This is a genomic window from Nocardia australiensis (genome assembly GCF_020733705.1).
Lineage (GTDB): Bacteria > Actinomycetota > Actinomycetes > Mycobacteriales > Mycobacteriaceae > Nocardia > Nocardia australiensis.
Map to the genome: position 1 here is coordinate 1,982,212 of NZ_JAJFZM010000001.1, position 24,834 is coordinate 2,007,045.

25 protein-coding genes are annotated in these 24,834 nt (G+C 64.6%); 20 read left to right on the forward strand and 5 right to left on the reverse strand.

All coding sequences use genetic code 11. The features are described 5' to 3' along the window. The first annotated feature begins 208 nt into the window (after nucleotides 1-208). A complete protein-coding gene (locus tag LKE06_RS08940) occupies nucleotides 209-1,528 on the forward strand; it encodes an amidase family protein (protein ID WP_372477357.1) in 1,320 nt (439 codons plus the stop codon). A gap of 7 nt (nucleotides 1,529-1,535) precedes the next feature. Here LKE06_RS08940 and LKE06_RS08945 read toward each other — a convergent pair whose 3' ends face one another. The 3 genes from LKE06_RS08945 to LKE06_RS08955 all read right to left on the reverse strand — a co-directional run bounded on the left by LKE06_RS08945 (nucleotide 1,536) and on the right by LKE06_RS08955 (nucleotide 5,278). Further along, the gene (locus tag LKE06_RS08945) at nucleotides 1,536-2,423 is read right to left on the reverse strand and encodes a LysR family transcriptional regulator (RefSeq protein WP_227998135.1); all 888 of its coding nucleotides are present in this window, start codon (nucleotides 2,421-2,423) and stop codon (nucleotides 1,536-1,538) included. A 417-nt stretch (nucleotides 2,424-2,840) separates the two neighbouring features. After that, a complete protein-coding gene (locus tag LKE06_RS08950) occupies nucleotides 2,841-3,674 on the reverse strand; it encodes an SDR family oxidoreductase (protein ID WP_227998136.1) in 834 nt (277 codons plus the stop codon). After that, nucleotides 3,671-5,278 carry an aldehyde dehydrogenase family protein gene (locus LKE06_RS08955; RefSeq protein ID WP_227998138.1) on the reverse strand — a complete coding sequence of 536 codons (1,608 nt, stop codon included), beginning with the start codon at nucleotides 5,276-5,278 and terminating at the stop codon, nucleotides 3,671-3,673. Before LKE06_RS08955 ends, LKE06_RS08950 begins: the two co-directional genes overlap by 4 nt. Before the next feature lie 161 nt (nucleotides 5,279-5,439). Here LKE06_RS08955 and LKE06_RS08960 point away from each other — a divergent pair, with 161 nt between their 5' ends. Beyond that, nucleotides 5,440-6,747, forward strand: coding sequence for a PucR family transcriptional regulator (locus LKE06_RS08960; RefSeq protein ID WP_227998140.1), 1,308 nt, complete (start codon nucleotides 5,440-5,442; stop codon nucleotides 6,745-6,747). Between the two features lie 22 nt (nucleotides 6,748-6,769). Here the strand turns inward: LKE06_RS08960 and LKE06_RS08965 are convergent, their stop codons facing one another. Next, nucleotides 6,770-7,030, reverse strand: a complete 261-nt coding sequence (locus LKE06_RS08965) for a DUF2277 domain-containing protein (protein ID WP_227998141.1) — start codon at nucleotides 7,028-7,030, stop codon at nucleotides 6,770-6,772. 111 nt (nucleotides 7,031-7,141) lie between these two features. On the opposite strand from LKE06_RS08965, the gene LKE06_RS08970 reads away from it, so the two are divergent. Continuing rightward, nucleotides 7,142-7,975, forward strand: coding sequence for a DUF1266 domain-containing protein (locus tag LKE06_RS08970; protein WP_227998142.1), 834 nt, complete (start codon nucleotides 7,142-7,144; stop codon nucleotides 7,973-7,975). 97 nt (nucleotides 7,976-8,072) lie between these two features. Here LKE06_RS08970 and LKE06_RS08975 read toward each other — a convergent pair whose 3' ends face one another. Continuing rightward, nucleotides 8,073-9,014: a hypothetical protein gene (locus LKE06_RS08975; RefSeq protein ID WP_227998143.1), complete on the reverse strand. Its 942-nt coding sequence runs from the start codon at nucleotides 9,012-9,014 to the stop codon at nucleotides 8,073-8,075. A 351-nt stretch (nucleotides 9,015-9,365) separates the two neighbouring features. Here LKE06_RS08975 and ftsH point away from each other — a divergent pair, with 351 nt between their 5' ends. The 17 genes from ftsH to LKE06_RS09060 all read left to right on the forward strand — a co-directional run bounded on the left by ftsH (nucleotide 9,366) and on the right by LKE06_RS09060 (nucleotide 24,447). Further along, the gene (gene ftsH / locus LKE06_RS08980; protein ID WP_227998144.1) at nucleotides 9,366-11,756 is read left to right on the forward strand and encodes an ATP-dependent zinc metalloprotease FtsH; all 2,391 of its coding nucleotides are present in this window, start codon (nucleotides 9,366-9,368) and stop codon (nucleotides 11,754-11,756) included. A 176-nt stretch (nucleotides 11,757-11,932) separates the two neighbouring features. Then, nucleotides 11,933-12,577: a GTP cyclohydrolase I FolE gene (gene folE, locus LKE06_RS08985; RefSeq protein ID WP_227999364.1), complete on the forward strand. Its 645-nt coding sequence runs from the start codon at nucleotides 11,933-11,935 to the stop codon at nucleotides 12,575-12,577. A gap of 62 nt (nucleotides 12,578-12,639) precedes the next feature. Next, nucleotides 12,640-13,467, forward strand: coding sequence for a dihydropteroate synthase (gene folP / locus LKE06_RS08990; RefSeq protein WP_227999365.1), 828 nt, complete (start codon nucleotides 12,640-12,642; stop codon nucleotides 13,465-13,467). After that, on the forward strand, nucleotides 13,464-13,835 hold the full coding sequence (gene folB / locus LKE06_RS08995; RefSeq protein ID WP_227998145.1) for a dihydroneopterin aldolase: 372 nt from the start codon (nucleotides 13,464-13,466) through the stop codon (nucleotides 13,833-13,835). The genes folP and folB overlap by 4 nt, the downstream gene beginning before the upstream one ends. Nucleotides 13,836-13,860: 25 nt before the next feature. Next, nucleotides 13,861-14,403 carry a 2-amino-4-hydroxy-6-hydroxymethyldihydropteridine diphosphokinase gene (folK, locus tag LKE06_RS09000; protein WP_227998146.1) on the forward strand — a complete coding sequence of 181 codons (543 nt, stop codon included), beginning with the start codon at nucleotides 13,861-13,863 and terminating at the stop codon, nucleotides 14,401-14,403. A 5-nt stretch (nucleotides 14,404-14,408) separates the two neighbouring features. Next, nucleotides 14,409-14,879 (forward strand): DUF3180 domain-containing protein, encoded by a 471-nt coding sequence (locus tag LKE06_RS09005; protein ID WP_227999366.1) that lies wholly within the window; start codon nucleotides 14,409-14,411, stop codon nucleotides 14,877-14,879. A gap of 70 nt (nucleotides 14,880-14,949) precedes the next feature. Beyond that, nucleotides 14,950-15,990 carry a DUF6779 domain-containing protein gene (locus LKE06_RS09010; protein ID WP_227998147.1) on the forward strand — a complete coding sequence of 347 codons (1,041 nt, stop codon included), beginning with the start codon at nucleotides 14,950-14,952 and terminating at the stop codon, nucleotides 15,988-15,990. A gap of 200 nt (nucleotides 15,991-16,190) precedes the next feature. Continuing rightward, nucleotides 16,191-17,144, forward strand: a complete 954-nt coding sequence (locus tag LKE06_RS09015) for a Rossmann-like and DUF2520 domain-containing protein (protein WP_227998148.1) — start codon at nucleotides 16,191-16,193, stop codon at nucleotides 17,142-17,144. Then, on the forward strand, nucleotides 17,144-18,097 hold the full coding sequence (panC, locus tag LKE06_RS09020; RefSeq protein WP_227998149.1) for a pantoate--beta-alanine ligase: 954 nt from the start codon (nucleotides 17,144-17,146) through the stop codon (nucleotides 18,095-18,097). The genes LKE06_RS09015 and panC overlap by 1 nt, the downstream gene beginning before the upstream one ends. A 14-nt stretch (nucleotides 18,098-18,111) precedes the next feature. Beyond that, nucleotides 18,112-18,531 carry an aspartate 1-decarboxylase gene (gene panD / locus LKE06_RS09025; RefSeq protein WP_227998150.1) on the forward strand — a complete coding sequence of 140 codons (420 nt, stop codon included), beginning with the start codon at nucleotides 18,112-18,114 and terminating at the stop codon, nucleotides 18,529-18,531. A 5-nt stretch (nucleotides 18,532-18,536) separates the two neighbouring features. Then, nucleotides 18,537-19,337 (forward strand): type III pantothenate kinase, encoded by an 801-nt coding sequence (locus tag LKE06_RS09030; protein ID WP_227998151.1) that lies wholly within the window; start codon nucleotides 18,537-18,539, stop codon nucleotides 19,335-19,337. Nucleotides 19,338-19,495: 158 nt separating this feature from the next. Continuing rightward, complete coding sequence (locus LKE06_RS09035; protein ID WP_227998152.1) at nucleotides 19,496-20,116, forward strand: cysteine dioxygenase; 621 nt, start codon at nucleotides 19,496-19,498, stop codon at nucleotides 20,114-20,116. Nucleotides 20,117-20,124: 8 nt separating this feature from the next. Continuing rightward, on the forward strand, nucleotides 20,125-20,547 hold the full coding sequence (locus LKE06_RS09040; RefSeq protein WP_372477358.1) for a rhodanese-like domain-containing protein: 423 nt from the start codon (nucleotides 20,125-20,127) through the stop codon (nucleotides 20,545-20,547). Nucleotides 20,548-20,844: 297 nt separating this feature from the next. Then, nucleotides 20,845-22,311 (forward strand): lysine--tRNA ligase, encoded by a 1,467-nt coding sequence (gene lysS, locus LKE06_RS09045; RefSeq protein WP_227999367.1) that lies wholly within the window; start codon nucleotides 20,845-20,847, stop codon nucleotides 22,309-22,311. Nucleotides 22,312-22,427: 116 nt separating this feature from the next. Then, on the forward strand, nucleotides 22,428-22,787 hold the full coding sequence (locus tag LKE06_RS09050) for a histone-like nucleoid-structuring protein Lsr2 (RefSeq protein ID WP_227998154.1): 360 nt from the start codon (nucleotides 22,428-22,430) through the stop codon (nucleotides 22,785-22,787). 248 nt (nucleotides 22,788-23,035) lie between these two features. Then, nucleotides 23,036-23,596 (forward strand): FHA domain-containing protein, encoded by a 561-nt coding sequence (locus LKE06_RS09055; protein ID WP_227999368.1) that lies wholly within the window; start codon nucleotides 23,036-23,038, stop codon nucleotides 23,594-23,596. A 158-nt stretch (nucleotides 23,597-23,754) separates the two neighbouring features. After that, complete coding sequence (locus LKE06_RS09060) at nucleotides 23,755-24,447, forward strand: anthrone oxygenase family protein (protein WP_227998155.1); 693 nt, start codon at nucleotides 23,755-23,757, stop codon at nucleotides 24,445-24,447. Nucleotides 24,448-24,834: the final 387 nt, after the last annotated feature.

Consider the following 24,834-nt stretch of genomic DNA (forward strand, 5'->3'; position numbering starts at 1 on the left):
TAACTTGCGCCTCAATAGCGGATCACCCGATTTCGACAACGATGCGACGGGGGAGAACCAGCACATGCGCAATAAGGCCACCGCGGTTGCGGACGAAACGACCAGTACGGATGCGACTCCCGAGGCAGTGACTGATCGAGCACCGGCGGCCGCCGAGGAAATCCCCGACTCGATTGATTCAGCCGCGCCACGCGGCCCCGCCGCGACGATGGCGGCTGCCGTACGGGACGGTTCGATGATTCCGACCGAAATTCTCGATACCACCCTGGAACAGATCACTGCGGACAGTCGGAAACTGAACGCGTTCACCGTGGTTCGCTCCGCGAAGGCGAAGGCCGAGGCGCTGGCATTGGAGCAACGCGCTGATCTGGATGCGCTGCCACTGGCGGGTGTGCCGCTCGCGGTCAAAAACAATATTCCGGTCGAAGGCGAGACGAACCTAGCTGGTTCGGCCGCCACCGACACCGGCCCCGCGACCGCCGATCACCCGGTGGTGCGTAGGTTGCGCGCTGCGGGTGCGGTGATTGTCGGGTTGACCGCCGTTCCCGAGTTGGGCTTGTGGCCGATGACGGATGGTGCGGGGCGCACGACCCGCAATCCGTGGAATACCGCCCGCAGCGCGGGCGGCTCGTCCGGCGGTTCGGCGGCGGCGGTAGCGGCTGGGCTGGTTACGGTGGCGCATGGCAGCGACGGGCTCGGTTCGGTGCGTATCCCCGCGGCGTGCTGTGGGGTGTTCGGAATCAAGCCGGGCCGTCATACGATTCCCTCCGAGGTCGGTCGCGACTCATGGGCGGGCATGGTCGAAAACGGTGTTCTCGCCACGACCGTAGGTGACGCGGCGCTGACGCTATCGGTGATGGCGGCGCGACCTGATCTTGCCGACCTGGATCCACCGGGCCGACTATGTATCGCGCTGGTGGTGGCGCCGCCCTCCCGATGCTTCCGCGTCGACCGTAATTGGACCGAAGCGGCACGCACCGCAGCCGCCGTCGCCGAGGCGGCCGGGCATCTCGTGGAGCCGGCAATGCTGCCCTACGGTGAGTCGATCATTCCGGTATTTCTGCGCTGGCTCGTTGCCGGTCTGCGTGATGCCGCGGCGCTCGCCCATCCGGAACGGCTGCAGAAGCGCACCCGCCGTCACCTTGTGCTGGGCAGGTTGGTGCAGCGACTCGGCCTGGTCCGCCAGGGGCAGGCCGATCGGGTGGAGGCGCGACTGCTGGAATTCTTCGAGCGCTACGACGTGGTGATCACCCCGGCACTGGCCGCGCCGCCACCGAGGGCCAGGGCATGGCACACCCGTGGCTGGCTTGCCAATGTTATCGCCGGTTCCCGGTTTTCGCCGTTCACCCCGTTGTGGAACTTGGTCGGCTGGCCCGCGGCCTCGGTGCCGATGGGTATGCATCCGCGATCGGGTACGCCGGTGGCCGCGCAGCTCGCGGGACCGCCCGGCAGCGAATCGATCCTATTGCGCCTGTCCGCGCAACTGGAAGGGCTTCACCCGTGGGAGCGCACCGCGCCGCGCCCGTAGCGAAACCTCAGGCGTTGACTGTGGAGGTCTGCGATGAAAAACCACCGTCGGCGGCTCGTCCGGCGAATTCGAGAATGGTCGGGCGATTGTCGTCGGCGCGCCACGCGACGGCCAACTCGCACGGTGCGATACCGGTGACCGGTCGCGCGGTCAGGCCCGGCCAGCGATACATCGGGACGTTGTTCTCGGCGAGCAGGCAGATGCCAAGGCCAAGGCTCACGGCCTCGAGGCGGTCTTCCGGAGTGGCTGCCTCGGCGCCGATCTTCGGCTGACGTCCGTTGCGGGCGTCGTTGCCGAGCCAAAAGTCGCGTACCGCACCGGCTTCGGTGGGCAGCGCGATAAACGACTCGTCCAGCAGATCGGTGAACTCGATGCTTTCCTGGCCGGCCAACGGGTGGTTTTCCGGTAATAGCGCCCAGCGCGGCTCGGTGCGCAATACCTGCCAGCGGTAGCGGTTCGGATCGGGTAGCGGGAGCCAGACCAATGCCAGGTCGGCTTGGCGGCCCGAGAGCCCACTGGACGGATCGGTCCACGATGCCGAGTGCAGCGCAAGTCGGTGGCCACTGGCGCTTTCCAGGTCGTTGAGTAGACCGCGGCCGAGCGTGGACTGGATGCCTACGCGCAGCACCTCGCCCGCCTCCTGCAGCGAGACGTTGGTGACCTCCCACAGCTCCAGGATCTTGCGGGCACCTTCGAGCAGTTCCTTGCCCGCGACGGTCAGCGCGACGCTGCGCTGGTTGCGGTCGAACAGGACCACGTCGAGCTGACGTTCCAGCTGACGAATCTGACGCGACAGGGTGGGTTGAGCGATATGCAGCCGATGCGCGGCGTTGGTGAAATGCAGCTCCTCAGCGACAGCGACGAAATACCGAAGGTCGCGCAAATGCGGGTCCATAGCCCCTTGCTATCAGAATCGGTCCTGAATTTCTAGCCTAATCAGGCCGGAAAGTTCGGATAGTGGCATCAAAACAGTCGATGGGTTTGTTAGGGACAGCATATTGCCTGCCATGGTCATTCGCACTATCGAGTCCGCGAACATCCCGGGCTTACCTGGTGTATTGGTCTTGCGCGAGCTTGTTGGGCGGGTGACCAGCGGCGATGTAACGATTCCCGCTGCGGTCGCGGTTGTCGTCGCGTATTCGAGAGTGGTCGGTCATCGTCTAGAAATCGACGTCGGGGCCAGGAGGCTCCCTTGCGAGGCTTGTGGTGATATATGTCACAGATCAGTTTGCAATTGGGTTACGACGATCGAAAAAGGCGCTGTGGCCGTGGAATACACGACCACAACGCCTCGCGTCGAGACCGCCGAGCGTCAGAGCCCGCGAGCCCGGTCCTCGTAGGCCTTTCGCTTCTCCGCATCCACATCGCCGAGGAACGCGTCACCGGAACCGAGCGCCCTGGCGAGCCCATCGGCGACGGATTCCGGCAGCAGATTCACCAGCTGCGCGAGGAACCCGGCCATTGCGGTCACCCTGACCTTCGACTTCGGGGCCGAGATCAGGCCGACGACGGCACTAGCGATTTCCTCCGGCTCTGCCGGCCGTAGCAGCTTCGGGGCGCTCACTCCGGACCCCAACTCGGTGTTGGTCAGCGTCGGCAGCACCGAAGAGAATGCGACGCCTGAACCCCGATACTCCGCACGCAGTGTGTCGGTGAACCCGAGCACCGCATGCTTGCTCGCGTTATATGTGGCCAGGCCCGGGATATGGGTCTCGCCCGCCAATGACGCGATATTGATGATGTGGCCGCTCTTGCGCGGCAGCATTCGCGCCAAACCGAGCTTGGAACCGAGAATTACGCCGTAAACATTGATGTCGAGGATCCGGCGGGTGATCTGATCCGGCTCGTCCACAACCCTGCCGGTCGGCATGATGCCCGCATTATTGATAAGGACGTCGATCCGGCCGACGGTGCGCTCCACCTCGTCGAGGAAACTCTCGAACGAAGCGGGATCGGTGACATCGAGCTTGGCGGACAGCTCGAAATCGTGGGTGGCGCCCGACTCCTTCAGCGTCGTCTCGTCGATATCGCCGATCGCGATCTTGGCGCCGAGTGCTCGCAACGCGGTCGCGGTGGCCAGTCCGATGCCGCGCGCGCCACCGGTGATGACGACAACCTTGCCGCGAATGTTTGCCGTGTTGCTCACCGGTCGTCTCTCTTGAGCTTCAGCAGTGCCGGAATATCGATTCGGCGCAGGCCGCGCGCACCAGCGGCTCGCATTGCGCCGATCGCGACGAGCAGCTTCGGCATCTGGTACGGGAACCAGATCAGCTCCTTCTGCTGGGTCGGCAGGATCGGCTTGGTGATCGCCTTCTGACGGCAGTACTTCCGGACGCCGTTCGCACCGCCCCAGCGAGCGCCGACGCCGGACTGTCCCCAGCCGCCCATCGGCAACGCGAAGTTGAAGAGGTTGGCGAAGACATCGTTGATATTGACCGCGCCCGCGTTCAACTGCCGCGCAACGCGTTCGCCGCGATCCTTGTCTCCGGTCCACACGGAGGCGGACAGGCCGTAGGTCGAATCGTTGGCCAGGCGCACCGCTTCGGCCTCGTCGGCGACCTTCACCACCGGCAGGGTCGGGCCGAAGGTTTCCTCGTTGATGCACGACATGGTGTGATCAACATCGACGAGCACGGTCGGCTCGAAGAAGGTGCCGACACCGGTTCGTTTGCCGCCGGTCAACACCTTCGCGCCGGCCGCGACGGCCTCCTCGACGTGCCGTTGCACGATCGCCACCTGGTTCTCGTTGGCCAACGCGCCGACATCGTGCTTGGATTCGCGGCCGTCGATGCCCAGGCGCAATTCCTTGACCGCGGCGGTCAGCTTCGCCACGAACGTGTCGTAGACCGGCGCTTCGACGTACACCCGCTCCACGGAAATACATACCTGGCCTGCGTTGAACATGCCGCCGAACGCGATGCCGTGCGCGGCGCGGTCCAGGTCGGCATCGGCCAGCACGATGGCCGGATCCTTGCCGCCCAGCTCCAGGCTGGAGGGAATCATCCGCTCGGCGCAGGCAGCGGCGATCCTGCGGCCGGTGGCGGTCGATCCGGTGAACTGGATGTAGTCGGCGTTCTCCACTACCGCGGCGCCGGTCGCCCCGGCGCCGGTGACCACGGCGAAGACCGGCGGCGCACCGATTTCGGCCCAGCCCCTTGCCAATTCGAGTGCTGAGAGTGGAGTCACCTCGGACGGCTTGAGAATGACCGCGGCGCCGGCGGCGAGCGCGGGAATCACGTCGATGATCGGCATGGCCAGCGGGAAGTTCCACGGCGTGATGATGCCGACGACCGGGTGCGGCTGGTAGATGGTCGTGAGCTTCTTGACCCGAGCCAGCGGGCTGTGCGGTGACGGGTGCTCGTCGGCGAGGAACTTCGCGGCGCGACGGGCGTAGTAGCCGGTCAGGTCCACCGAGAATGCGGGGTCGATGAGAGCGTCGACGCGTGGCTTGCTCGTTTCCGATTGCAGGACATCGGCGAGGTGTTCGGTGTTGTCGACCAACCAGTCCTGCAGCTTCAGCAGCCATTCCTTGCGGCCGTCGGGACCGATGGCCTCCCACTCCGGTTGGTAGAGGCGAAGCTCGCGCACCTTGGCCGCGACCGCCTCGGGGGCCTCGTCGGGTACGGTGCCGACGAGCTCCCCGGTACCGGGATTTCGTACCTCGATGATCGCGGGGGCCGCGCTCTCGGGAGCGGCCTTGCGTGTCGACGCCTTCTTCGCCGCGCCAGGCGCGGATTCGGTATTGGTCACTGCTGTTCTCCCACTGATGTTGTGCTGTGAACCGCTGGTGCCTGACGACTGAGAATCAGTTCACTGACCTATGATCGTGGCACAAGTGCATGGGACTTTCTTGGACCGATTTGTCAAGGTGGCCGGTCATTTTTGTATCAAGAGAACAAATCGGAGGCACGATGACTCAACTGTCGCGTTCCGGGACGGATACTGTCGGGCCCAATAGCGAAGTGGTTCGAGACTGGCTGGCCGAATACGTGTACGAAACGACGCGCATAGGAGCCATCGAACAGGTCGTCGACCGGCTCGATGGCGCGATCATCGCGCGGGTACCGGAGCTGGCCGATCGCGATATGCGTCGCGATCTCGCCGCGAGTACCAGGGCCCATGCCAGGGTGATGCTGAGCGGACTCGCCAGTGACACATTCGAATTCGTATTGCCGTCGGAGGCGCATGCCTTCGCGCGGACACTCGCCCGGCGCGGCTACGACCTGCGGGTACTGCTGCGGACCTACCACGTCGGCCAGGAAGCGGTGCTCGAATACATGACCGAAGCCGTCGACGAGCGACGCCCGCCCGCCGATATCGAACGCGCCGTGATGCTGCGGCTGTTCGAGCGGTCGACCAGATGGGTCAGCACCTCGGTCGAGGAGCTCACCGATACCTACATGGAGGAGCGCGAACGGGTGCTGCGCGCGGCCCTCAACCGGCGCACGGAAACCGTGCGCGCGCTGTTGGCGGGCGATGAACTCGATATCGAACAGGCCTCGGTCCGCCTCGGCTACCGGCTCGCCCAACAACACTTGGCCTTCGTGATGTGGACCGACGAACCCGCGGGCGGCGACGGTGAGATGAGCGGAATGCTGGAACGGGTCGCAGGCAGGCTGGCCTCGGCTCTCGGCAGTGGTCGGATGCTCACCATGCCATCCGGAGCGAGCGGTATGTGGGCGTGGCTCGGACTCGACGATGAACAACGCGCCACCGAATTGGCTGTGTCCGGACAGTTGGAGCGCATTACCTCGGAGCTGGTCGCACCTCCGGTGTGGGTGGCGTTCGGGGTTCCAGCCCCGCAGGTCGCGGGGTTCCGGCGCAGTCATCATGAGGCCGTCGCGGCCAGGCAGGTCACCGAGCGTGGGCCGGTATCCGGGGAGAAGTCCGATCGTGTCACCGGGTATCGAGGCGTGGAAATCGCGTATCTGATCGGGAGCGACGATGTCGCTATGCGCGGCCTGATCGACCGGGAGTTGCGTGCGCTGGCCGGCCGGGACGCCAATGCCGGACGGTTACGCGACACGCTGCACGCCTACTTGAAAAGTCGTCGCAGCCCAGAGGCCGCGGCGAAACTGCTCGGAGTGCATAAGAACACGATTCGCTATCGGATCCAGCGAATCGAAGAGCTGCTCGGACATCCGATCGAAGAGCGCGGTCTGCCCCTGGAGCTCGCACTGACCTGCGTCGCTACCTATGGCACCGACATATTGCCATGAGCCATGACGCTTGCGGCGAACCCTATTCCGCCGCTTCGCGAGCCGCGATCCGGCGTAGTGGTGGCTCGGTGCTCGGCGCGACCCGTCGATCCGGTAGCTCCGCGAGTAGTTGTGTGGTCGCCGACGCGATGGCCGCGACGGCCTTGTCTACCGCTGGTTTCGTCGTGGAGCTCAGGCCGGACACGCCACCGACCTTGCGCACGTACTGCACTGCGGCAGCATAGATTTCCTGCTCGGTGGCCGCAGGTTCCAGGCCACGCAGGACGGTGATGTTTCTACACATGGGTGCACACTAGTCCTCCGCTTGCCCATGCGGCAGGGCAAGAACGACACCGGCGAATTCCGTTGCCGAATACACGAGCCCTCCGCGGAATGATGGGGAACAATCGGGGTCATGTCTGCCCGCGGTGTACCCACCATGACTACCTTCCCCTACGAAGAGCTGGACAAGCGGGAGGAAGACCATTGGTCCGGCTCCGCGGTCACCGACAACGAACTGAGGTCTTTGGCGCTGGGCGCGTTCTATTCGGCCCGCTGGGACGCCTTCCATGACGCGCTGTTGCTCGGCCCCGAACGCGAGCACCCGCTCGGTGACCGCCGCGAACTCGCCATCGATACTCTGACCGGCGCCTGGGGCATCACCGACGGCACCGAGGCGCGAGCGTCGATGGAGCAGCTGCTCGAAGGAATGCACGCGCCGCTGTACGCGATGGTTCATCCGCTCGTGATGGCCTCGGTCAACGCCAGCGAGCGAGACCGCTTCGGGGAACGGGCCGATCGGCACCGCGCCTTCCTACGCCAGGTCGGTTCGTTTCGCGGCATGGACAATCCAGAGTCGCTGGTTCGCGATTACGACATCTGGTCTCAGGCCATCAAGATCGGTTTCACCGACCACCTGGCCCGCCCGCTGCCGAGCGATATTCACGCTTGGGACCTCGCCAGAGTGGTCGCGGTGGCCCGAATGGCTTTCACCGCAGGCTATCTGGACGCCGACATCGCCTGGAGCTACCTCGCCCGTGCCCTGCCGCTCGCACAGCGCAAATACCGCAACTGGCGCCAATTCGGCGACGCCTACCTGGCCGGCTGGACCTATTGGCAAGCGTGCGAGGACCTCGCCGAACTCAAAAACGGCGGCGTCGACCGTCGCATGGAACTACTGCGCCTGTGGATGCGCCCGACCAGCCCATGGCGCCGTATCACCTTGTCGGAAAATAACCTCGAGGAGTAACCGGCACGCGTCCGAGTGGCCGAGACTTACGCTCGCGGGCGCAAGTCTCGGCCACTAGGACGCCGGCCGCAGCGTGTCCGGCACATGCAGTGCGAAGCTAACTCGGCAGTGAGCGCAGGATCCCGCGACCGTAACGCTGGAACTGGGTGTCGTCGACCATGCCGAGGGAGTGCCGCTCGACGAGCAGTTCCCATTCGGAGTACAGCTGGGCGACGCCCGGGTCGGCCGGGCCGGCCACACCATCCGCGGAATCGAGCCGAACGGCGAAGTTCACCGCGCAGGTGACGCGTTCGATGTCGGCCCGGTCGGTTCCGGTGAAATGCAGCGTCACATTGCCATCGTGCACGTCGATACCGGATTCGCCGCGAATCGCGCCGATCTCACCCGGTGCCGTCGTGGCGCCCTCGGTGGTACGGGCCCACAGGACGGCAGGCATGGGTAGTTCGTGCGCGTAGCGTGAGCCGGTGCCGATCGAGATGAACAGCAGCCTGCCCGTCGTCGCGGCAAGTAGGCCCGGTCCACCGTCCGTGGGTGGGTGGGCGGCGGCGATCGCGGTCTCGAGCACATATTCATCGGCGGTGACGTAGCGGTTCAGTGCGGTGATCGCCGACTTCGCCTCACGCTTGGGGGCCATGCGACGCACAGCCCGCTCCACGTCCGCCCTGGTCGGTCCGCTCTTGCCCCAGGTCGGGGTGGGCGGGGCCAGATCGGGAGCGGCGACGTCGATGCGCTGCGAGTCCAAGATCTGGCCGTTGATCCGGTCCACGATCTCGTTGGCGGCGGGCACATCATGTTCGGCTATGAGTACCGGAAGTGGAGTCCGGTCGGCGGGCACGCCCGTGAGTACCGGTGTCGGATAACGCAGGTAGATCTCGATTACGACCGCGTCATCGGCGCGCCGGTTCAGCCGGACCTTCAATAGGTCTGTGACCGGCACATCGAGCACGCGCTCGCCGTCGGTTCCCGGCCGTAGGACGACCAATCGTCCGCCCCCGTGCCGCAATATCGCTGTGGGTGTCCGTAGCTCGACTATGTCCATACCCCCTGCGCTCTGTTTGGTTATGCGGCGCTCCCGGGGTCTCCAGGGCTACGCAAGTTACCGCCTCCGTGCCTGTCGCTCGCGCCGCGATGTCTGTGTCGTCGCTCACGATAGGCCGAACATGCCATGATTGTGACCACTTGGAGCAACCCGACCTGAGACCTCGGGAACCACCGTCGTTCCCCGGGCGTTTACTTGTCGAACCGCACCAACTGCCGAACTGCGCGATGTATCGAGTAGACCGTACGCGGTAACGTGGCATGTCCGCATCCGAACCCACCGGAACCGGACGCGTCGCTAGGCATGCACCGGAGACACACCGGAAAGGACTGGCCGCCCGGCCTACGCTCTATGAACCGCAAGACAGTGTTTCGCACCCTGGCAATAGTCTCGGGCATTCTGCTCGTGATCTATGCGTTCAGCTATTTCGGCAATGACACGCGCGGCTGGAAGAGCGTCGACACATCGGTGGCGTTGACTCAGCTGAACGACAAGAGCAACGTCAAGACCGTTCAGATCGATGATCGCGAGCAGCAGCTTCGTATCGAGCTGAACAACGGCAACGATGCGACCAGTGGCTCGACGAAGATCATCGCCAAGTATCCGGGCGGTGGTGAGGCGTCCGCGCAGGTTTTCGACGCTCTGCAAAAGTCCGGTGCGCCCTTCAACACCGTGGTCAAACAGGAGAGCTGGTTCACCCAGATCTTGCTGTTCGTGCTACCGATGGTGATTCTGCTCGGCCTGTTCATCTTCGTGATGTCGCGTATGCAGGGCGGTAGTCGTGGCGGCATGATGGGCTTCGGTAAATCGAAGGCCAAACAGCTGTCGAAGGATATGCCCAAGACCACGTTCGCGGACGTGGCGGGTGCCGATGAGGCTGTCGAAGAGCTGTACGAAATCAAGGACTTCCTGCAGAACCCGGTCCGCTACCAAGCGCTCGGGGCGAAGATCCCGAAGGGTGTGCTGCTCTACGGCCCGCCCGGCACGGGTAAGACGCTGCTGGCTCGCGCCGTCGCGGGCGAAGCCGGCGTGCCGTTCTTCACGATCTCCGGTTCGGACTTCGTCGAGATGTTCGTCGGTGTCGGTGCTTCCCGAGTGCGTGACCTGTTCGAGCAGGCCAAGCAGAACAGCCCCTGCATTATTTTCGTCGACGAGATCGACGCGGTTGGCCGCCAGCGCGGCGCCGGCCTCGGTGGCGGTCACGATGAACGTGAACAGACCCTCAACCAGCTGCTGGTCGAGATGGACGGTTTCGGCGACCGTACCGGCGTGATCCTGATCGCCGCGACCAACCGGCCGGACATCCTCGACCCCGCGCTGCTGCGTCCGGGCCGGTTCGATCGCCAGATTCCGGTCAGCAATCCCGATCTCGCCGGTCGTCGTTCGATTTTGCGGGTGCACTCGCAGGGCAAGCCGATCTCACCTGACGCGGACCTGGATGGTCTGGCCAAGCGCACCGTCGGTATGTCGGGCGCGGACCTGGCGAACGTGATCAACGAGGCCGCCCTGCTCACCGCGCGCGAGAACGGCGCGGTGATCAGCGGCGAGCAACTCGAGGAGTCGGTGGACCGCGTGGTCGGTGGACCGCGTCGCAAGAGCCGCATCATCAGTGAGCACGAGAAGAAGATCACTGCCTATCACGAGGGTGGGCACACGCTTGCCGCGTGGGCGATGCCGGATATCGAGCCGGTCTACAAGGTCACCATCCTGGCGCGTGGTCGCACCGGTGGGCACGCCATGACGGTGCCCGAGGACGATAAGGGCTTGATGACCCGCTCGGAAATGATTGCCAGGCTGGTCATGGCGATGGGTGGTCGTGCGGCCGAGGAACTGGTGTTCCACGAGCCGACCACGGGCGCGTCCTCCGATATCGATCAGGCCACCAAGATCGCTCGCGCGATGGTGACCGAATACGGCATGAGTGCGCGCCTCGGCGCGGTGCGCTATGGCCAAGAGCAGGGTGACCCGTTCCTCGGCCGTTCGATGGGCATGAGTTCGGATTACTCACACGAGGTCGCGGGTGCCATCGACGAGGAGGTACGTAACCTGATCGAGGCCGCGCACACCGAGGCGTGGGCGATCCTGAATGAGTACCGTGACGTGCTGGATGTGCTGGCCACCGCGCTGCTGGAGCGGGAAACGCTGCATCGCAAGGACCTCGAAGTGATTCTCGATGCGGTTGACAAGCGTCCGCGGATCACCGCGTTCAACGACTTCGGTGAGCGGTTGCCCTCGGACAAGCCGCCGGTGAAGACGCCGGGTGAGCTGGCCGCCGAGCGCGGCGAGCCGTGGCCGCCGGAAGATGCGGTCGTGCCGCCGTTGCCCGCGGCCGCAACGGCCAACGGCTACCCCGATCCCGGCTTCCAGAACCCGCCGCAATACGGCGGCTATCCAACGCAGCCCGCGAATGGTTACCCACTGCCGCAGCAGCCCCCAACCGCCGCCTACCCGCGGCAGGGTGGTGGGACGCACGGCTCACGACCGGACTACGGTGCTCCGGCCGGTTGGTCGGCGCCGGGCTGGCCGCCGCGCGACGAAAACCAGCAGCCCTCAGGGCAGCCGGGTTACGGCGGCAGGCCGCAGGATGGACCGCCGCAGCGGCAGGGGTACCAGCAGCCGTGGAACCAGCCGCCGGGTGGACAACCCGGCGCGGACCGTGGCGGTTACGGCGAACCGGGCCGGGACGATCCCAACATCGAGGGCGAGAATTCCGACTGGGATGGGCCGAACGGCCGCCGCTGAACAATGGCGACGTTCGCAGTCCTGGGCGGCTGTGCGCGTGACCCGTCGTTCGTACGGCAGACCAGTGACGATTAGGCTCGACCATCGGGGTGCCGATTGATTGCCGGCACCCGAGATTTTGGAGGTGTCCTCGATTGTCGGCCAAGAATCACGTCGGCGGCCACACACTTGCCGGGTTGGACAATGGCCAGGCGGACAAAGGACGGTCGGATATTGCGCGCGAACCGGAACTGATCGCGCTCGAAACGGGTAGCACATTCGACCAACCACGGGCCGAAGCCGCGATCCGGGAATTGCTGATCGCGGTCGGGGAGAATCCCGACCGCCCCGGTCTGCTCGACACGCCGGCCCGCGTGGCCCGCGCCTATCGAGAGATGTTCGCCGGCCTGTACGTCGAGCCGGACTCGGTACTGAATACGACGTTCGACGAGGGGCATCAGGAGCTCGTGCTGGTTCGTGACATCCCGTTGTACTCCACCTGTGAGCACCACCTGGTGTCGTTCCACGGTGTCGCGCATGTCGGGTATATCCCGGGCACGCACGGCCGGGTGACCGGACTGTCCAAACTGGCCAGGCTGGTCGACCTCTACGCCAAGCGCCCGCAGGTGCAGGAGCGGCTGACCAGCCAGATCGCCGACGCCATTATGCGCAAGCTGGACCCGCGCGGCGCGATCGTCGTCGTCGAGGCCGAACATCTGTGCATGGCGATGCGCGGTATCCGCAAGCCCGGCGCCAGCACAACCACATCCGCCGTACGCGGACTGCTGCAATCCAATGCCGCCTCGCGTGCCGAGGCCCTCGATCTCATTCTGCGGAAGTGAACGAGGTCGCGGTGCCCGGTCTCGGGGGCGTCAGTCCGCGCGGCGGTCGTTCCTGCGTCGTGATGGGCGTCGTGAATGTCACCAGTGATTCGTTCTCCGACGGTGGCCGTTATCTGGATCCCGGTCTGGCGGTCGCACACGGTATCGAGATGTTCGAGTCCGGCGCCGACATCATCGATATCGGCGGTGAATCGACCAGGCCCGGCGCGATTCGGATCGATCCGGAATCCGAGGCGGCTCGAGTGGTTCCGGTCATCCGCGGCCTGGTCGCCGCGGGCGTGCCGACCAGTGTCGACACCATGCGCGCGGGCGTGGCCGAGGCGGCGCTGGCGGCGGGGGTATCGGTGGTGAACGATGTCTCCGGCGGTCGCGCCGATCCCGATATGGTGAAAGTCGTTGCGGCGGCTGATGCTCCGTGGATCCTCATGCACTGGCGGGCTGGCGCCGACTATCGGCACACCGGCCCGGCTGACCATTACGACGACGTGGTCGCTGAGGTGCTCGCCGAACTCTCCGCACAGGTGGAACTGGCTGTCGCCGCAGGCGTCGATCCGGGTCGCCTGATCCTGGATCCGGGCCTCGGCTTCGCCAAGACCGCCGAACACAATTGGGAGTTGCTCGCCGCACTGCCCGAATTGGTGGCCAACGGCCTGCCGATTCTGATCGGCGCGTCCCGAAAACGCTTCCTTGGCGCGCTGCTCGCCGACGCCGCGGGCCCACGCCCGCCCGGCGGTCGCGAAACCGCGACCGCGACGATCTCCGCATTGGCGGCCGAGCACGGCGCCTGGGGGGTGCGGGTGCACGATGTCCGCGCCTCACTGGATGCCATCGCCGTCACCGACGCCTGGCAACGCGCTGCTCGGCAGCTCTCCGGAGGAGACGACCGATGAGTGACCGAATCGAGCTGCGGGGCTTGCGCGCCTTCGGCTATCACGGAGTCTTCGAACACGAACGCCGTGATGGTCAGGAGTTCGTCATCGATCTCACGGTGTCCGCCGATTTCGCCGCGGCCGCGGCGTCCGACGATCTCGCGGCCACCATCGACTACGGACAGCTCGCCGAGCGCGCCGTAAGGATCATCGAGGGCCCACCGCGCAATCTCATCGAGACGGTGGTGTCGGAGATCGCCGATGACGTCATGTCCGATCCGCGCGTACGGTCGGTCGAGGTGGTGGTGCACAAACCGTCCGCACCCATCCCACACACCTTCGCGGATGTTCGCGTCGTCACCTCGCGGGACCGGGAGAACGTGGCGTGAGCGAGCGCAACAGCGGGGGGCGGTCTTGAGCCGGGCCGTGCTGTCGATCGGCTCGAATATGGGGGATCGGCTCGCCCATCTGCGCAGCGTGGTGGATGGCTTCGGATCGCGGGTTGTCGCGGTGTCGCCGGTATATTCGACCGCGCCGTGGGGTGGTGTCGAGCAGGACGATTATCTCAATGCCGTTGTGGTGGTGGACAACCCGCAATACGGTTGTCGCGAATGGCTGCGGCGCGGTCAGCAGTTGGAGCAGGCCGCTGACCGCGTGCGTGAGGTGCGATGGGGGGCAAGGACTCTCGACGTCGATGTGATCACGTGTGTCGAATCGGTGGGCGGTTCCCCGTGCCACAGCGCGGATCCGACCCTGACGCTGCCGCATCCGCAAGCGCACAATCGGGCCTTCGTCTTGATTCCGTGGCTCGATGTCGAGCCGGATGCGGTGTTGGAGGTCGACGGCCGTCCGCGGCCGACGCGTGAGCTGCTCGACGGTCTGGCTGCCGGGGAACGCGCGGGTGTGCACCCGACCGAGTTCTCGCTGTCGAGACCGGGGCCGCAGAGGGAGGTGTAGTGCAGCTGAAGCCGACTCGGATTCTGGACCTGGTGGCGAATGTTGTTGTCGCCGCGGTCATTGCGTGGATCGCGACCCGGATGGCCTACAGCAATTTTCCGCCGATTTCGGTATATGCCGGTGCCTCGCTCTATCCGGTCGCCGCGATCGAGGTGGCGCTGGCGTTCATCATCCGGTCGCGCATCAATGAACATCAGATCGGCACCGGCACGCACCAACTGCATCCGATTACCGCCGCTCGCGCAGTCGCATTGGCAAAAGCGTCGGTGCAGGTGGGTTCGCTGGCAGCGGGTGTCTGGCTGGGCTTTCTCTGCTGGGTTTTTCCGCAGCGCGGAGAACTGCGCGCTGCCGCCGCCGACAGCCCCAGCGCGGTGGTCGGACTGCTGGCGGGGGTGGCATTGGTTGCTGCGGCCCTGTGGCTCGAGTATTGCTGTCGTGCCCCCGACGACCCATCGGACGATCCAGCTACCACGTAGCAAATATTGTTGATCGAATCACGACATCGGATTCTGGGCGCGGCTCGTCATGCAAGCTACCCTGGCGTCCATGGTTTCACCCTCCCGTAGCAGCACTTCCCGTCGTTCACGGGTCGATGCGGGAAAAATATTCGTTGGTGTCTTGATTCTGACCGGTCTGGTTGCCAGTTTTTTCCTGGTATTCAGCGACAGTCTGCAATTTGTTCGTATCGGTCTGGTGGCGGCGCTCTGGGCTGCCGTCATCGGCGCGTTGGCCGCGACCCGGTATCGCAAAGAGGCCACTATCGACAAGGCTAAGGTGCGCGACCTGCAGACGGTGTACGAGCTCCAATTGGAGCGCGAGATCACCGCGCGGCGCGAATACGAGCTAGGTGTCGAAGCGCGGGTGCGTTCCGAAGTCGGCGCGGACGCGTCCGAACTCGCCGCGTTACGTGCCGAACTCACCGTGCTACGCCAGAGCCTGCAGCGTCTGTTCGACGGCGATCTGCCGATGGACCGTCCCGCGCTGCACGCCGATGCCACCCGAATCCAAGAACTGCCGAGCGCGGTGGCCGATCCCGCGAACGATAGCTCGGCGAATGCCGGCACCGCATCCGCTGCGGCCGCGCAGCAATCGTGCAGCAACGTCACTCCGGTCTTCTACGAAGATCATCCGGAGCCCCCCATGTTCGCCAGCCCCTTCGACGAACCCGTTACCGCCGAAACCTCGGTCGTGACGAGCGATCGCGAAGAGGATCAGACCACCACCGATCCCACCGATGTCGAACGCGACGACAATGGCGAAGTAGCCCCGCCGTGGTCCCCCCGTGGCTGGGCAGATGCCTTCACCGAAACGTCCCTCGACTCCGATGAGGAACCCGCCCTCCTCGAAGCATCGACCCCGGCGCAAGCTGCCACCCCCGCCGGGCCGAAACCGGCCCCGCAGCCCACCTCCTCACCCCGCCCAACCGCATCCCCACGCCCGACCTCATCAACCCCAACCATCGGCACCTCCAGTTCGCGCCGTCGACGCCGAGTGGATGCCGACGCCGACTCCAGCACCCCCTCCCGCCGCCTCTCGGTGGCCGAGATCGTGGCAAACCTCCAGTCAGAACAAAACGGCCGAAACTAGTACCCGCGAACCCGAACCGGACACACAACAGTCGGGTGCCGGATCAACACTGCGTCCAACCTCACCCTCACACCCCATGGCACCGGCAAACTCCCGGCCGATATCCTCGACACGTAACGTCCGGTACCCACGCAACGGGACTGGAACGGATTAAGCGTTTGGCTGGACATATCCGCCCATCGCACTTCGAGAGGACAGTGTTGACCTCGAATCCTGGCAACGGGCCGGTGGGGCAGGGCCCGGCCGGCTTCGATCCCGCGCCCGCACGCCTGACGGTGGGAGTCGTTTCGGCGGGTCGCGTCGGTTCGGCGTTGGGTGCCGCGCTCGAGCGCGCCGGTCATGTGGTGTTCGGTGTCGTCGCGATTTCCGATGCTTCGGTGCAGCGCGCCCGTACTCGGTTGCCCGATTCCGAGATTCTGCCGGTCGAAGCGGTGGCGGCGCGTAGCGAGTTGTTGCTGCTGGCGGTGCCGGATGCGGAATTGGCCGGGTTGGTGCGTGGTTTGGCGTCGGCCGGTGTGGTTCGCCCCGGCACGATCGTCGCGCATACCTCAGGCGCCAATGGTGTCGGTGTGCTTGCTCCATTGGCCGAGCGCGGTGCGCTGCCGTTGGCTATTCATCCCGCGATGACCTTCACAGGGCACGATGAGGACGTGGCCCGGCTCGGTAACGCGTGTTTCGGGATCACCGCCGCTGATGAGGTCGGTTTTGCGATCGCGCAGTCGTTGGTCATCGAAATGGGTGGTGAGCCGGTCCGGGTGCAGGAGGAGAACCGGCTGCTCTACCACGCCGCGCTGGCGCATGGCAGCAATCATCTCGTCACGGTGATCGTGGATGCGCTCGACGCGCTGCGTACGGCGCTATCGGGGCCCGGCCTGCTCGGGCAGCAAATCGTCGACGATCAGCCCAACGGGTTGGCCGAGCGCCTGCTTGCCCCGTTGGCCTCGGCCGCGCTCGATAATGCGCTGCGGCGCGGCCAGTCCGCGCTGACCGGTCCGGTTGCGCGTGGTGACGCTGATGCCGTCGCCGCTCATCTTGCCGCGCTCGCCGCCGTCGACACCCGGTTGGCGGCGGGCTATCGCGCGATGTCGTTGCGCACCGCCGAGCGCGCAAAATCCGATCCCGCTCTGATCGAACTGTTGGAAGGACGCCATTGATGGATCCGAAATTGCGCGGCACTTTCCGGCCGGGCGAAATTACCGTGCATCACGATCCCGAGGTGCTGCAGGCCGTATCGAAGGCACTGCGCGGGGTCGGGCGCACCGTCGGTTTGGTGCCGACTATGGGCGCGCTACACGAAGGGCATTTGGAGATCGTGCGCCGCGCCAAGCGGACCAACCAGGTGGTGATCGTCTCGATCTTCGTGAACCCCTTGCAGTTCGGGGCGGGCGAGGATCTCGACAAGTATCCACGCACGCTGGACGCCGACGTCGAATTGCTCCGCAATGAGGGCGTGGAGTTGGTGTTCGCGCCGAGCGCGTCCGATATGTATCCCGACGGGATGCGAACCACGGTGCATCCGGGGCCGGTCGGGGCCGAGTTGGAGGGGGCGAGCCGCCCGACGCATTTCGCGGGTGTGTTGACGGTGGTGGCCAAGCTGTTGCAGATCGCGCATCCGACCGAGGCGTTCTTCGGCGAGAAGGACTATCAGCAGCTCACCTTGATCCGTCAGCTGGTACGCGACCTGAACCTCGATGTGAAGATTGTCGCGCTGCCGACTGTTCGCGAGCCCGATGGGCTCGCACTGTCCTCGCGCAACCGGTATCTGGATTCGCCGCAACGTGAATTGGCGCTGGCCTTGTCGGCGGCGCTTGCCGCGGGCAGGCATGCGGGCGGACTCGGCGCGGACGCGGTGCTCGCTGCCGCGCGCGGCGTCCTCGACGCGGCCCCCGGTGTCGAGGTCGACTACCTCGAGCTGCGCTCCTCGACCCTCGGTCCCGCGCCGGTGAACGGTAATGCCCGGTTGCTCATCGCGGCCAAGGTCGGCGTCACCCGCCTGATCGACAACACGGCCGTCGCACTCGGCGCGCCGGTGGACGGCGGCCATCCCACTCTGCCCGATTCGCGTGTAGTCGCGGACGACCCCCAGCCTGCCCGGGCCGACATTTAGGAAAGGCGGCGACGATGTTGCGCACCATGATGAAGTCGAAGATCCACCGTGCCAAGGTGACCCACGCGGACCTGCACTATGTGGGTTCGGTCACCGTCGACCAGGACCTGCTCGACGCCGCCGACCTGCTCGAGGGCGAACAGGTCTGCATTGTCGACATCGATAACGGCGCCCGTCTCGAGACGTACGTGATCGCGGGTGAGCGTGGTTCTGGTGTGATCGGAATCAACGGTGCCGCAGCCCATTTGGTCCATCCGGGTGATCTGGTCATTTTGATCGCATACGGAATGATGGACGAGCGTGAGGTCCGCGAGTACGCGCCGAAGGTGGTATTCGTCGACGACCGCAATCGTCCGACCGATCTCGGCTCCGATCCCGCGCACGCGCCGGAGGGCTCCGGTTTGGTCACACCGCGCTCGCTGACCGTCGTCTGACGGCCATGCTGCTGGCCATCGACGTCCGCAATACCGGTATCGAGCTCGGGCTTTTCTCGGGTAGTGGAACGCATGCGAAGTTGGTGCGGCACTGGCGGATGCACACGAATCCGCTGCTGACCGCCGACGAGTTCGCCATGCATGTGCGCGGCCTGCTCGGCGCGCAGGTGACCGAAATCGTCGGGGTTTCGGCGCTGTCCACGGTGCCGCCGGTGCTGCGCGAAATTCGCACTATGCTCGCCCGCTATTGGGAAAATGTGACGCATGTCGTAGTGGAACCCGGTGTCCGCACGGGGATTCCGTTGCTTGTCGATAATCCCAAGGAGATCGGTGCGGACCGCATCGTGAACACTCTTGCCGCGCATCATCTCTACGGCACCGCCGCGATCGTGGTGGATTTCGGCACCGCGACCACTGTGGACCTGGTTTCGGCCAAGGGGGAATTCCTCGGTGGCGTACTCGCGCCAGGTGTGGAGATTTCCAGCGAGGCCCTGATCGAGCGTGCCGCATTGCGCCGGGTCGAGTTGGCGCGGCCGCGGTCGGTGATCGGGAAGAACACCGTGGAAGCCATTCAATCCGGCGCGGTATTCGGTTTCGCCGGCTTGGTGGACGGCCTGATCGATCGGATCCGCGACGAATTCGACGCCTTCGCGGGTGACAACGTCGCGATCGTCGCGACCGGCGCGAGCGCGCCGCTGATCGTTCCGGAGTCGGAAACGATCGACCACCACCAGCCGTATCTGACGCTGACCGGCCTGCGTTTGGTCTATGAACGCAACAATCAGCGTCGTAAAGGAACTGCGTAGCGTGGCCGTACATTTTGACCCGGGTTTGCGCACTGCTACACTCGCGGACGTGTATTTCCGCGTGACCACCCAGGAGTGTTGTCGAGGCTGATCCAGCCTCGACCGTTCGAGGCTGACCAAGTCCCTCGACCGTTGACACATCTCCTGGAGATTCGCTCATGCGTTCTTCCGCGCCTTCCCTTTCTTCCGACCGGGACGCCTTTTCGGCTGACCCGCCATTGAATCGCGCCATCGCTTCCGCACTTCCAACTCGGTTGCGTCCGGCCGATCTGCTGCGATTGACCGACGAGGGCGCCGAGGATGTGCTCAGCGGCCGTTATGACCATTTGCTGCCTGTCGGCGGGGTATGGCCATCCGACGAACGTTGGGCGGCTCGACTACTGACCGATGACGAGGTCGATGTCTGGCTGATCAGCTGGACTCCGGGAAAATCCACCGAATTGCACGATCACGCTGGATCCCTCGGCGCACTGACCGTGCTCAGTGGCGCCCTCTCTGAATATCGCTGGAACGGAACGGAATTGCGGCGGCGCACGCTCACCGCAGGTGATCAAGCCTCGTTCCCGATCGGTTGGGTGCACGACGTGATGCGTGTCCCTGCCGGTCCCCAGCCTGTCGACGAATCCAACGCCGCATCTGTCGGTCCCCTCGATCCGACGCTCAGCGTGCACGCATATTCACCGCCGCTGACTGCCATGTCTTATTACGAGGTCACCGGCCATGGCAACTTGCGGCGCACCCGAACCATCCTCACCGATCAGCCCGAAGGTGATATGTAATGACCCGCTTGACCATCGCCCAGATGCTCGACAACGCACGGTCCCAGCTGAACCGGATGTATGCCTTCGAATTGCCGAAGGCGCTCGATAGGGGTGCGATTCTGGTGGACATCCGGCCGCAGGCGCAGCGCGGGCGCGAAGGTTCGTTGCCGGGCGCATTGGTGATCGAGCGGAATGTGCTGGAATGGCGTTTGGATCCCTCCAGTTCCGCCCGCTTATCGCTGGCTACCGATCACGATGTGGAATGGATCGTCGTCTGCTCGGAGGGCTATACCTCCAGCCTGGCCGCCGCCGCACTGCAACAACTCGGTCTGCATCGCGCGACCGATGTGATCGGCGGTTACCAGGCGATGAAGGCGGCGAGTCTGCTTACCATAGGAACTCGGTCTCCGCACTTCGCCCGTGAGATCGCCTCGCTCGCCTCGCTGTAATTTCCGGCCGGTTAGTTCTTCTTCGAAATAGGCGGCGACGCAGCGGGTTTCGCCTATCTTCGGCGATAGCGCGCGGCTGATGCCCAAGCAAAATCGGGCATCGGACGGTGCCGGAATCGATACCGAAGTGTTGTCTCATCGCGCAGCCTGGGCGGCGCGTAAAACGATTTCCGGTGCCCGCTAGTGTTGTTGGCTGTGAGCACCCCGAACACCCCCTCGTCCGGTCGCTCTGCGGGCTCGGTTCCTGCGGAGCAATCCAGCCGTCCTGCGCCGGAAGTCGATGACGTCCCGGAACAGATCCGCATTCGACGAGACAAGCGCGAGCGGCTGCTCGCCGAGGGCGGTGAGGCGTATCCGGTGGTGGTGCCGCGTACGCATACCCTCGCCGAAATTCGGACCGCCTATCCGGACTTGGAGCCCGACAGTCAGACCGGTATGCAGGCCGGTGTCGCCGGCCGCGTCATTTTCATGCGCAATACCGGAAAGCTGTGTTTCGCGACCCTGCAGGAGGGCGACGGCACCAAACTGCAGGCGATGATCAGTCTGGGCGGTGTCGGCGCCGACGCGCTCGCGGCCTGGAAGGCCGATGTCGACCTCGGCGACTTCGTATTCGTGCACGGTGAGGTCATCTCGTCACGGACCGGAGAATTGAGCGTGATGGCCGATTCCTGGTTCATGTCGGCCAAGTCGCTGCGCCCGCTGCCGGTTGCGCACAAGGAGATGAACGAGGAGTCCAGGGTCCGGCAGCGTTATGTGGATCTGATCGTGCGTCCCGAAGCCAGGGAAATGGCGCGGACGAGGGTCGCGGTGGTGCGCGCGATGCGCGATGCGCTGGAACGCCGCGGTTTCCTCGAGGTCGAGACGCCGATGCTGCAGACGCTGCATGGCGGTGCTGCGGCCCGGCCATTCGTCACGCATTCAAATACGCTCGATATAGACCTCTACCTGCGAATTGCGCCGGAACTGTTCTTGAAGCGTTGCGTGGTCGGTGGCCTCGAGCAGGTCTTCGAGATCAACAGGAACTTCCGTAACGAAGGGTCCGACTCCACGCATTCTCCGGAGTTCGCGATGCTGGAAACGTACCAGGCCTACGGTACTTACGATGACTCCGCGCGTATGACTCGAGAATTAGTGCAGGAAGTTGCGCAGGAGGTCTTCGGAACGCAGGTGGTGACCCTCGCGGACGGTACCGAATACGATCTGCGCGGCGAGTGGGCGACGGTCGAGATGTACCCTTCGCTGTCGGATGCGCTCGGTGTCCCCGTCACTCCGGAAACTACGGTCGCAGAATTGCGTGCACTAGCCGATCGGGTCGGTCTGGAAATTCCCGAGGATAAGGGCTATGGCCACGGCAAACTTGTCGAGGAACTCTGGGAACATCAGTATGGCGACAAGTTGTACGCACCAACATTCGTGCGTGACTTCCCGGTGGAGACGTCACCACTGACGCGGCAGCATCGGAGCAAGCCGGGAGTTACCGAGAAGTGGGACCTCTATGTCCGTGGCTTCGAGTTGGCAACGGGCTATTCGGAGTTGGTGGATCCGGTGATCCAGCGCGAGCGGTTCGTCGATCAGGCTCGACTGGCCGCACAGGGCGATGATGAGGCGATGAAGTTAGACGAGGACTTCCTCGCCGCGATGGAGCACGGCATGCCGCCAACAACGGGAACTGGTATGGGAATCGATCGGTTGTTGATGGCACTGACGGGATTGGGAATCCGGGAAACGATACTGTTCCCAATTGTGCGTCCAGTCACCCGCTGACCATCGGATTCCATAGCAGTAGTCCCCGTGTTGGAATTTTCGGAATTCGGGGTATTCTTGCCTCGGGTAATCGGCCTAGTATGCGGGTCGCACGATTTCGAGAGGACGTTCATCTCATGGCAAAGAAGGTCACCGTTAGCCTGATCGACGATGTCGACGGTGAGTCCATCGCGGACGAGACCATTGAGTTTGCGATCGACGGTGTGTCGTACGAGATCGACCTGTCGTCGGCAAATGCGTCAAAGCTGCGCGACGGGCTGGAAGAGTGGGTTTCGAGTGCACGGCGTGTGAGTGGTCGGCGCCGGGTCAAGGCTGCCGCAGCTGCGCCGGGAAGCCCCAAGAGCCGGGTATCGATCGATCGCGAACAAAGTGCTGCAATTCGCGAGTGGGCGCGGCGTAATGGCCACAAGGTGTCCGCGCGGGGGCGTATCTCCGCCGACATTACCGACGCGTACAACAAGGCTGCGAAGGCCTAAGAAGGCCTAATTTTCTCTTTTAGGGCTGCCGCCCCGGGCAAATCGTGCGACGCCTGGGCGGCAGACTTGTTTGTGTATGTCGTTGTATAGGGACGGTTCGATCTTGCTCGGCTTACCCGAAGGCGGCACGATGGAACCGTGCAGACGATGTCGCTGACGGTATGGCATGGCGAGGTATCGGCGCAGTGACCGGATTTGTCGGATCGTTGTTGCGGTTTACCGATGATTCGGGCCGCCAGCAGGAGTTCATGCTCAGCCCGGACCAGCAGCGCGTCACCATCGGCCGGTCCTCGCAGGCCGATCTGGCGCTGCGCTGGGACGCCGAGGTTTCCAGGCTGCACGCGGCCATCGAGTATCTCGGGACGCAGTGGACCATCGTCGATGACGGTCTGTCGCGCAATGGCACGTTCGTCAACGGCGAGCGGCTCGTCGGCAGGCGCAGGCTGATGGCGGGGGATCGAATCCGCGTCGGCACCTCGCTGGTGTCCTTTCATGATTTCGGCAGAGTCGTCGACGACGCCACCCGCACTTCGGCCGCAGCGATTCCAACATTGCGCTCGCTTACCGAGACTCAGCGCGCGGTGTTGATCGCGCTGTGCCGTCCGTATAAAAACGGGGCCGGGTTTGCGACGCCCGCCTCCAATCAGCAGATCGCCGACGAACTGTTTCTGAGCGTCGATGCGATCAAGACTCATCTGCGTGCGCTATTCGCCAAGTTCGGTGTGGAAAGCCTGCCACAGAACCGGAAAAGAGTCAGACTGGCCGGTTTAGCCATGCAGAGTGGACTCATATCCGATCGGGATCTTTGAACCGTATTCACCGCGGCCTCGTCGCGCCGTGATGACCGTAGACGATCGCTTAGCCGGGTGAGTGTCTGGACCATGGTTGGTCGCGGCCGTCGGCGGTTGACTGAGAGTCGTAAAACGGAGCGGTTCGGGCTCCGGCACGATCCTCGGTAGGAGAAACCATGACCGCCTTTCGAATCGCCGCACTGGTAGCGGCGACGCTGGCAACCGGCCTGATCGCCGGTGTCTTCTACGCGTACGCGAATTCGGTGATGCCCGCGCTGAACCGGACCGATGACCGCGCCATGGTCGATGTGATGCAGAAGATCAACGTGGTGATCATCAACCCTTGGTTCATGATCGGGTTCCTCGGCACCGTCGGGTTCACCGCGCTCGCCGCGGCGCTGCACCTCGGCAAGGACCATCGCACCGTCCTGATCTGGGTCGCGGTTGCCTTGGCGCTCAACGTGATCGCCTTCGCGGTCACCTCCGGACTGAATGTTCCGCTGAACGACCAGCTCGCCGCGGCGGGGGATCCGGCCTCGATCGGCGATCTGGCGAAGATCCGTGCCGACTTCGAATCCGCTTGGGTCCGTTGGAATATCGTCCGGGCCGTGCTGCACACCGTGGCGTTCCTGGTGCTGTGCGGTGCGTTGTTCGTCGCCGGGATGCGGCACGGGCGCGTGGCAGCGGACGCGGAGGTCAACAGTCCGTCTTTCGCTCGACATGGCGCCGCCGCGGTGACTGCGGGCGGCGGCCCGGCTGTCGCGGGGCAGCCGCAGCGCCACTACCTAACCCACTATCAAACGCGGCATGCGCCACGGGGCGGGCAGTTCCCCGGCCAGTTCGGCGGCCCCGGATACCGCCGCGCTTGACCCCTACCGGTTGTCTCCGTCGTCCGCCCCATGTGACCGGTTCCGGCCCCTCCCAGCCATGGGAGGGGCCGCTTACTCTGGATTCCGAGGGCGAGAACACCATCGTTCCGATTGCCCTCGTTCGGCCCGGGTGTGCGACTCATTCAGGTTTGTCTCCGGGGCCGCCGGGTAGCCCAGGTTGGCCAGATATGACGGGTTGAGCCTGGTCGGTGTTCGCTGAGGGCAAAACCTCGGCGGAAACGAATCCCGCGATGCCCGCGTTATGAGTGAATGACCGTGCTGTCGCTGGTCCGCAATAGGGTGGACTGGAGGCGGCGTGAACCCCTGCCAACTAGAGTGGATGGCGGGGGCCGCAACCCCCGGGCTTCATGGCAGGCTGACGCCCAA

Excerpts from the sequence above, each read along its gene's own strand:
- LKE06_RS08940 (WP_372477357.1), top strand. The coding sequence starts at position 209 with ATGGCGGCTGCCGTACGGGACGGTTCGATGATTCCGACCGAAATTCTC.
- LKE06_RS08945 (WP_227998135.1), bottom strand. The coding sequence starts at position 2,423 with ATGGACCCGCATTTGCGCGACCTTCGGTATTTCGTCGCTGTCGCTGAG.
- LKE06_RS08960 (WP_227998140.1), top strand. The coding sequence starts at position 5,440 with ATGACTCAACTGTCGCGTTCCGGGACGGATACTGTCGGGCCCAATAGC.
- LKE06_RS08965 (WP_227998141.1), bottom strand. The coding sequence starts at position 7,030 with ATGTGTAGAAACATCACCGTCCTGCGTGGCCTGGAACCTGCGGCCACC.
- LKE06_RS08970 (WP_227998142.1), top strand. The coding sequence starts at position 7,142 with ATGTCTGCCCGCGGTGTACCCACCATGACTACCTTCCCCTACGAAGAG.
- LKE06_RS08975 (WP_227998143.1), bottom strand. The coding sequence starts at position 9,014 with ATGGACATAGTCGAGCTACGGACACCCACAGCGATATTGCGGCACGGG.
- ftsH (WP_227998144.1), top strand. The coding sequence starts at position 9,366 with ATGAACCGCAAGACAGTGTTTCGCACCCTGGCAATAGTCTCGGGCATT.
- folP (WP_227999365.1), top strand. The coding sequence starts at position 12,640 with ATGGGCGTCGTGAATGTCACCAGTGATTCGTTCTCCGACGGTGGCCGT.
- folB (WP_227998145.1), top strand. The coding sequence starts at position 13,464 with ATGAGTGACCGAATCGAGCTGCGGGGCTTGCGCGCCTTCGGCTATCAC.
- LKE06_RS09010 (WP_227998147.1), top strand. The coding sequence starts at position 14,950 with ATGGTTTCACCCTCCCGTAGCAGCACTTCCCGTCGTTCACGGGTCGAT.
- panC (WP_227998149.1), top strand. The coding sequence starts at position 17,144 with ATGGATCCGAAATTGCGCGGCACTTTCCGGCCGGGCGAAATTACCGTG.
- panD (WP_227998150.1), top strand. The coding sequence starts at position 18,112 with ATGTTGCGCACCATGATGAAGTCGAAGATCCACCGTGCCAAGGTGACC.
- LKE06_RS09030 (WP_227998151.1), top strand. The coding sequence starts at position 18,537 with ATGCTGCTGGCCATCGACGTCCGCAATACCGGTATCGAGCTCGGGCTT.
- LKE06_RS09035 (WP_227998152.1), top strand. The coding sequence starts at position 19,496 with ATGCGTTCTTCCGCGCCTTCCCTTTCTTCCGACCGGGACGCCTTTTCG.
- LKE06_RS09050 (WP_227998154.1), top strand. The coding sequence starts at position 22,428 with ATGGCAAAGAAGGTCACCGTTAGCCTGATCGACGATGTCGACGGTGAG.
- LKE06_RS09055 (WP_227999368.1), top strand. The coding sequence starts at position 23,036 with ATGCTCAGCCCGGACCAGCAGCGCGTCACCATCGGCCGGTCCTCGCAG.
- LKE06_RS09060 (WP_227998155.1), top strand. The coding sequence starts at position 23,755 with ATGACCGCCTTTCGAATCGCCGCACTGGTAGCGGCGACGCTGGCAACC.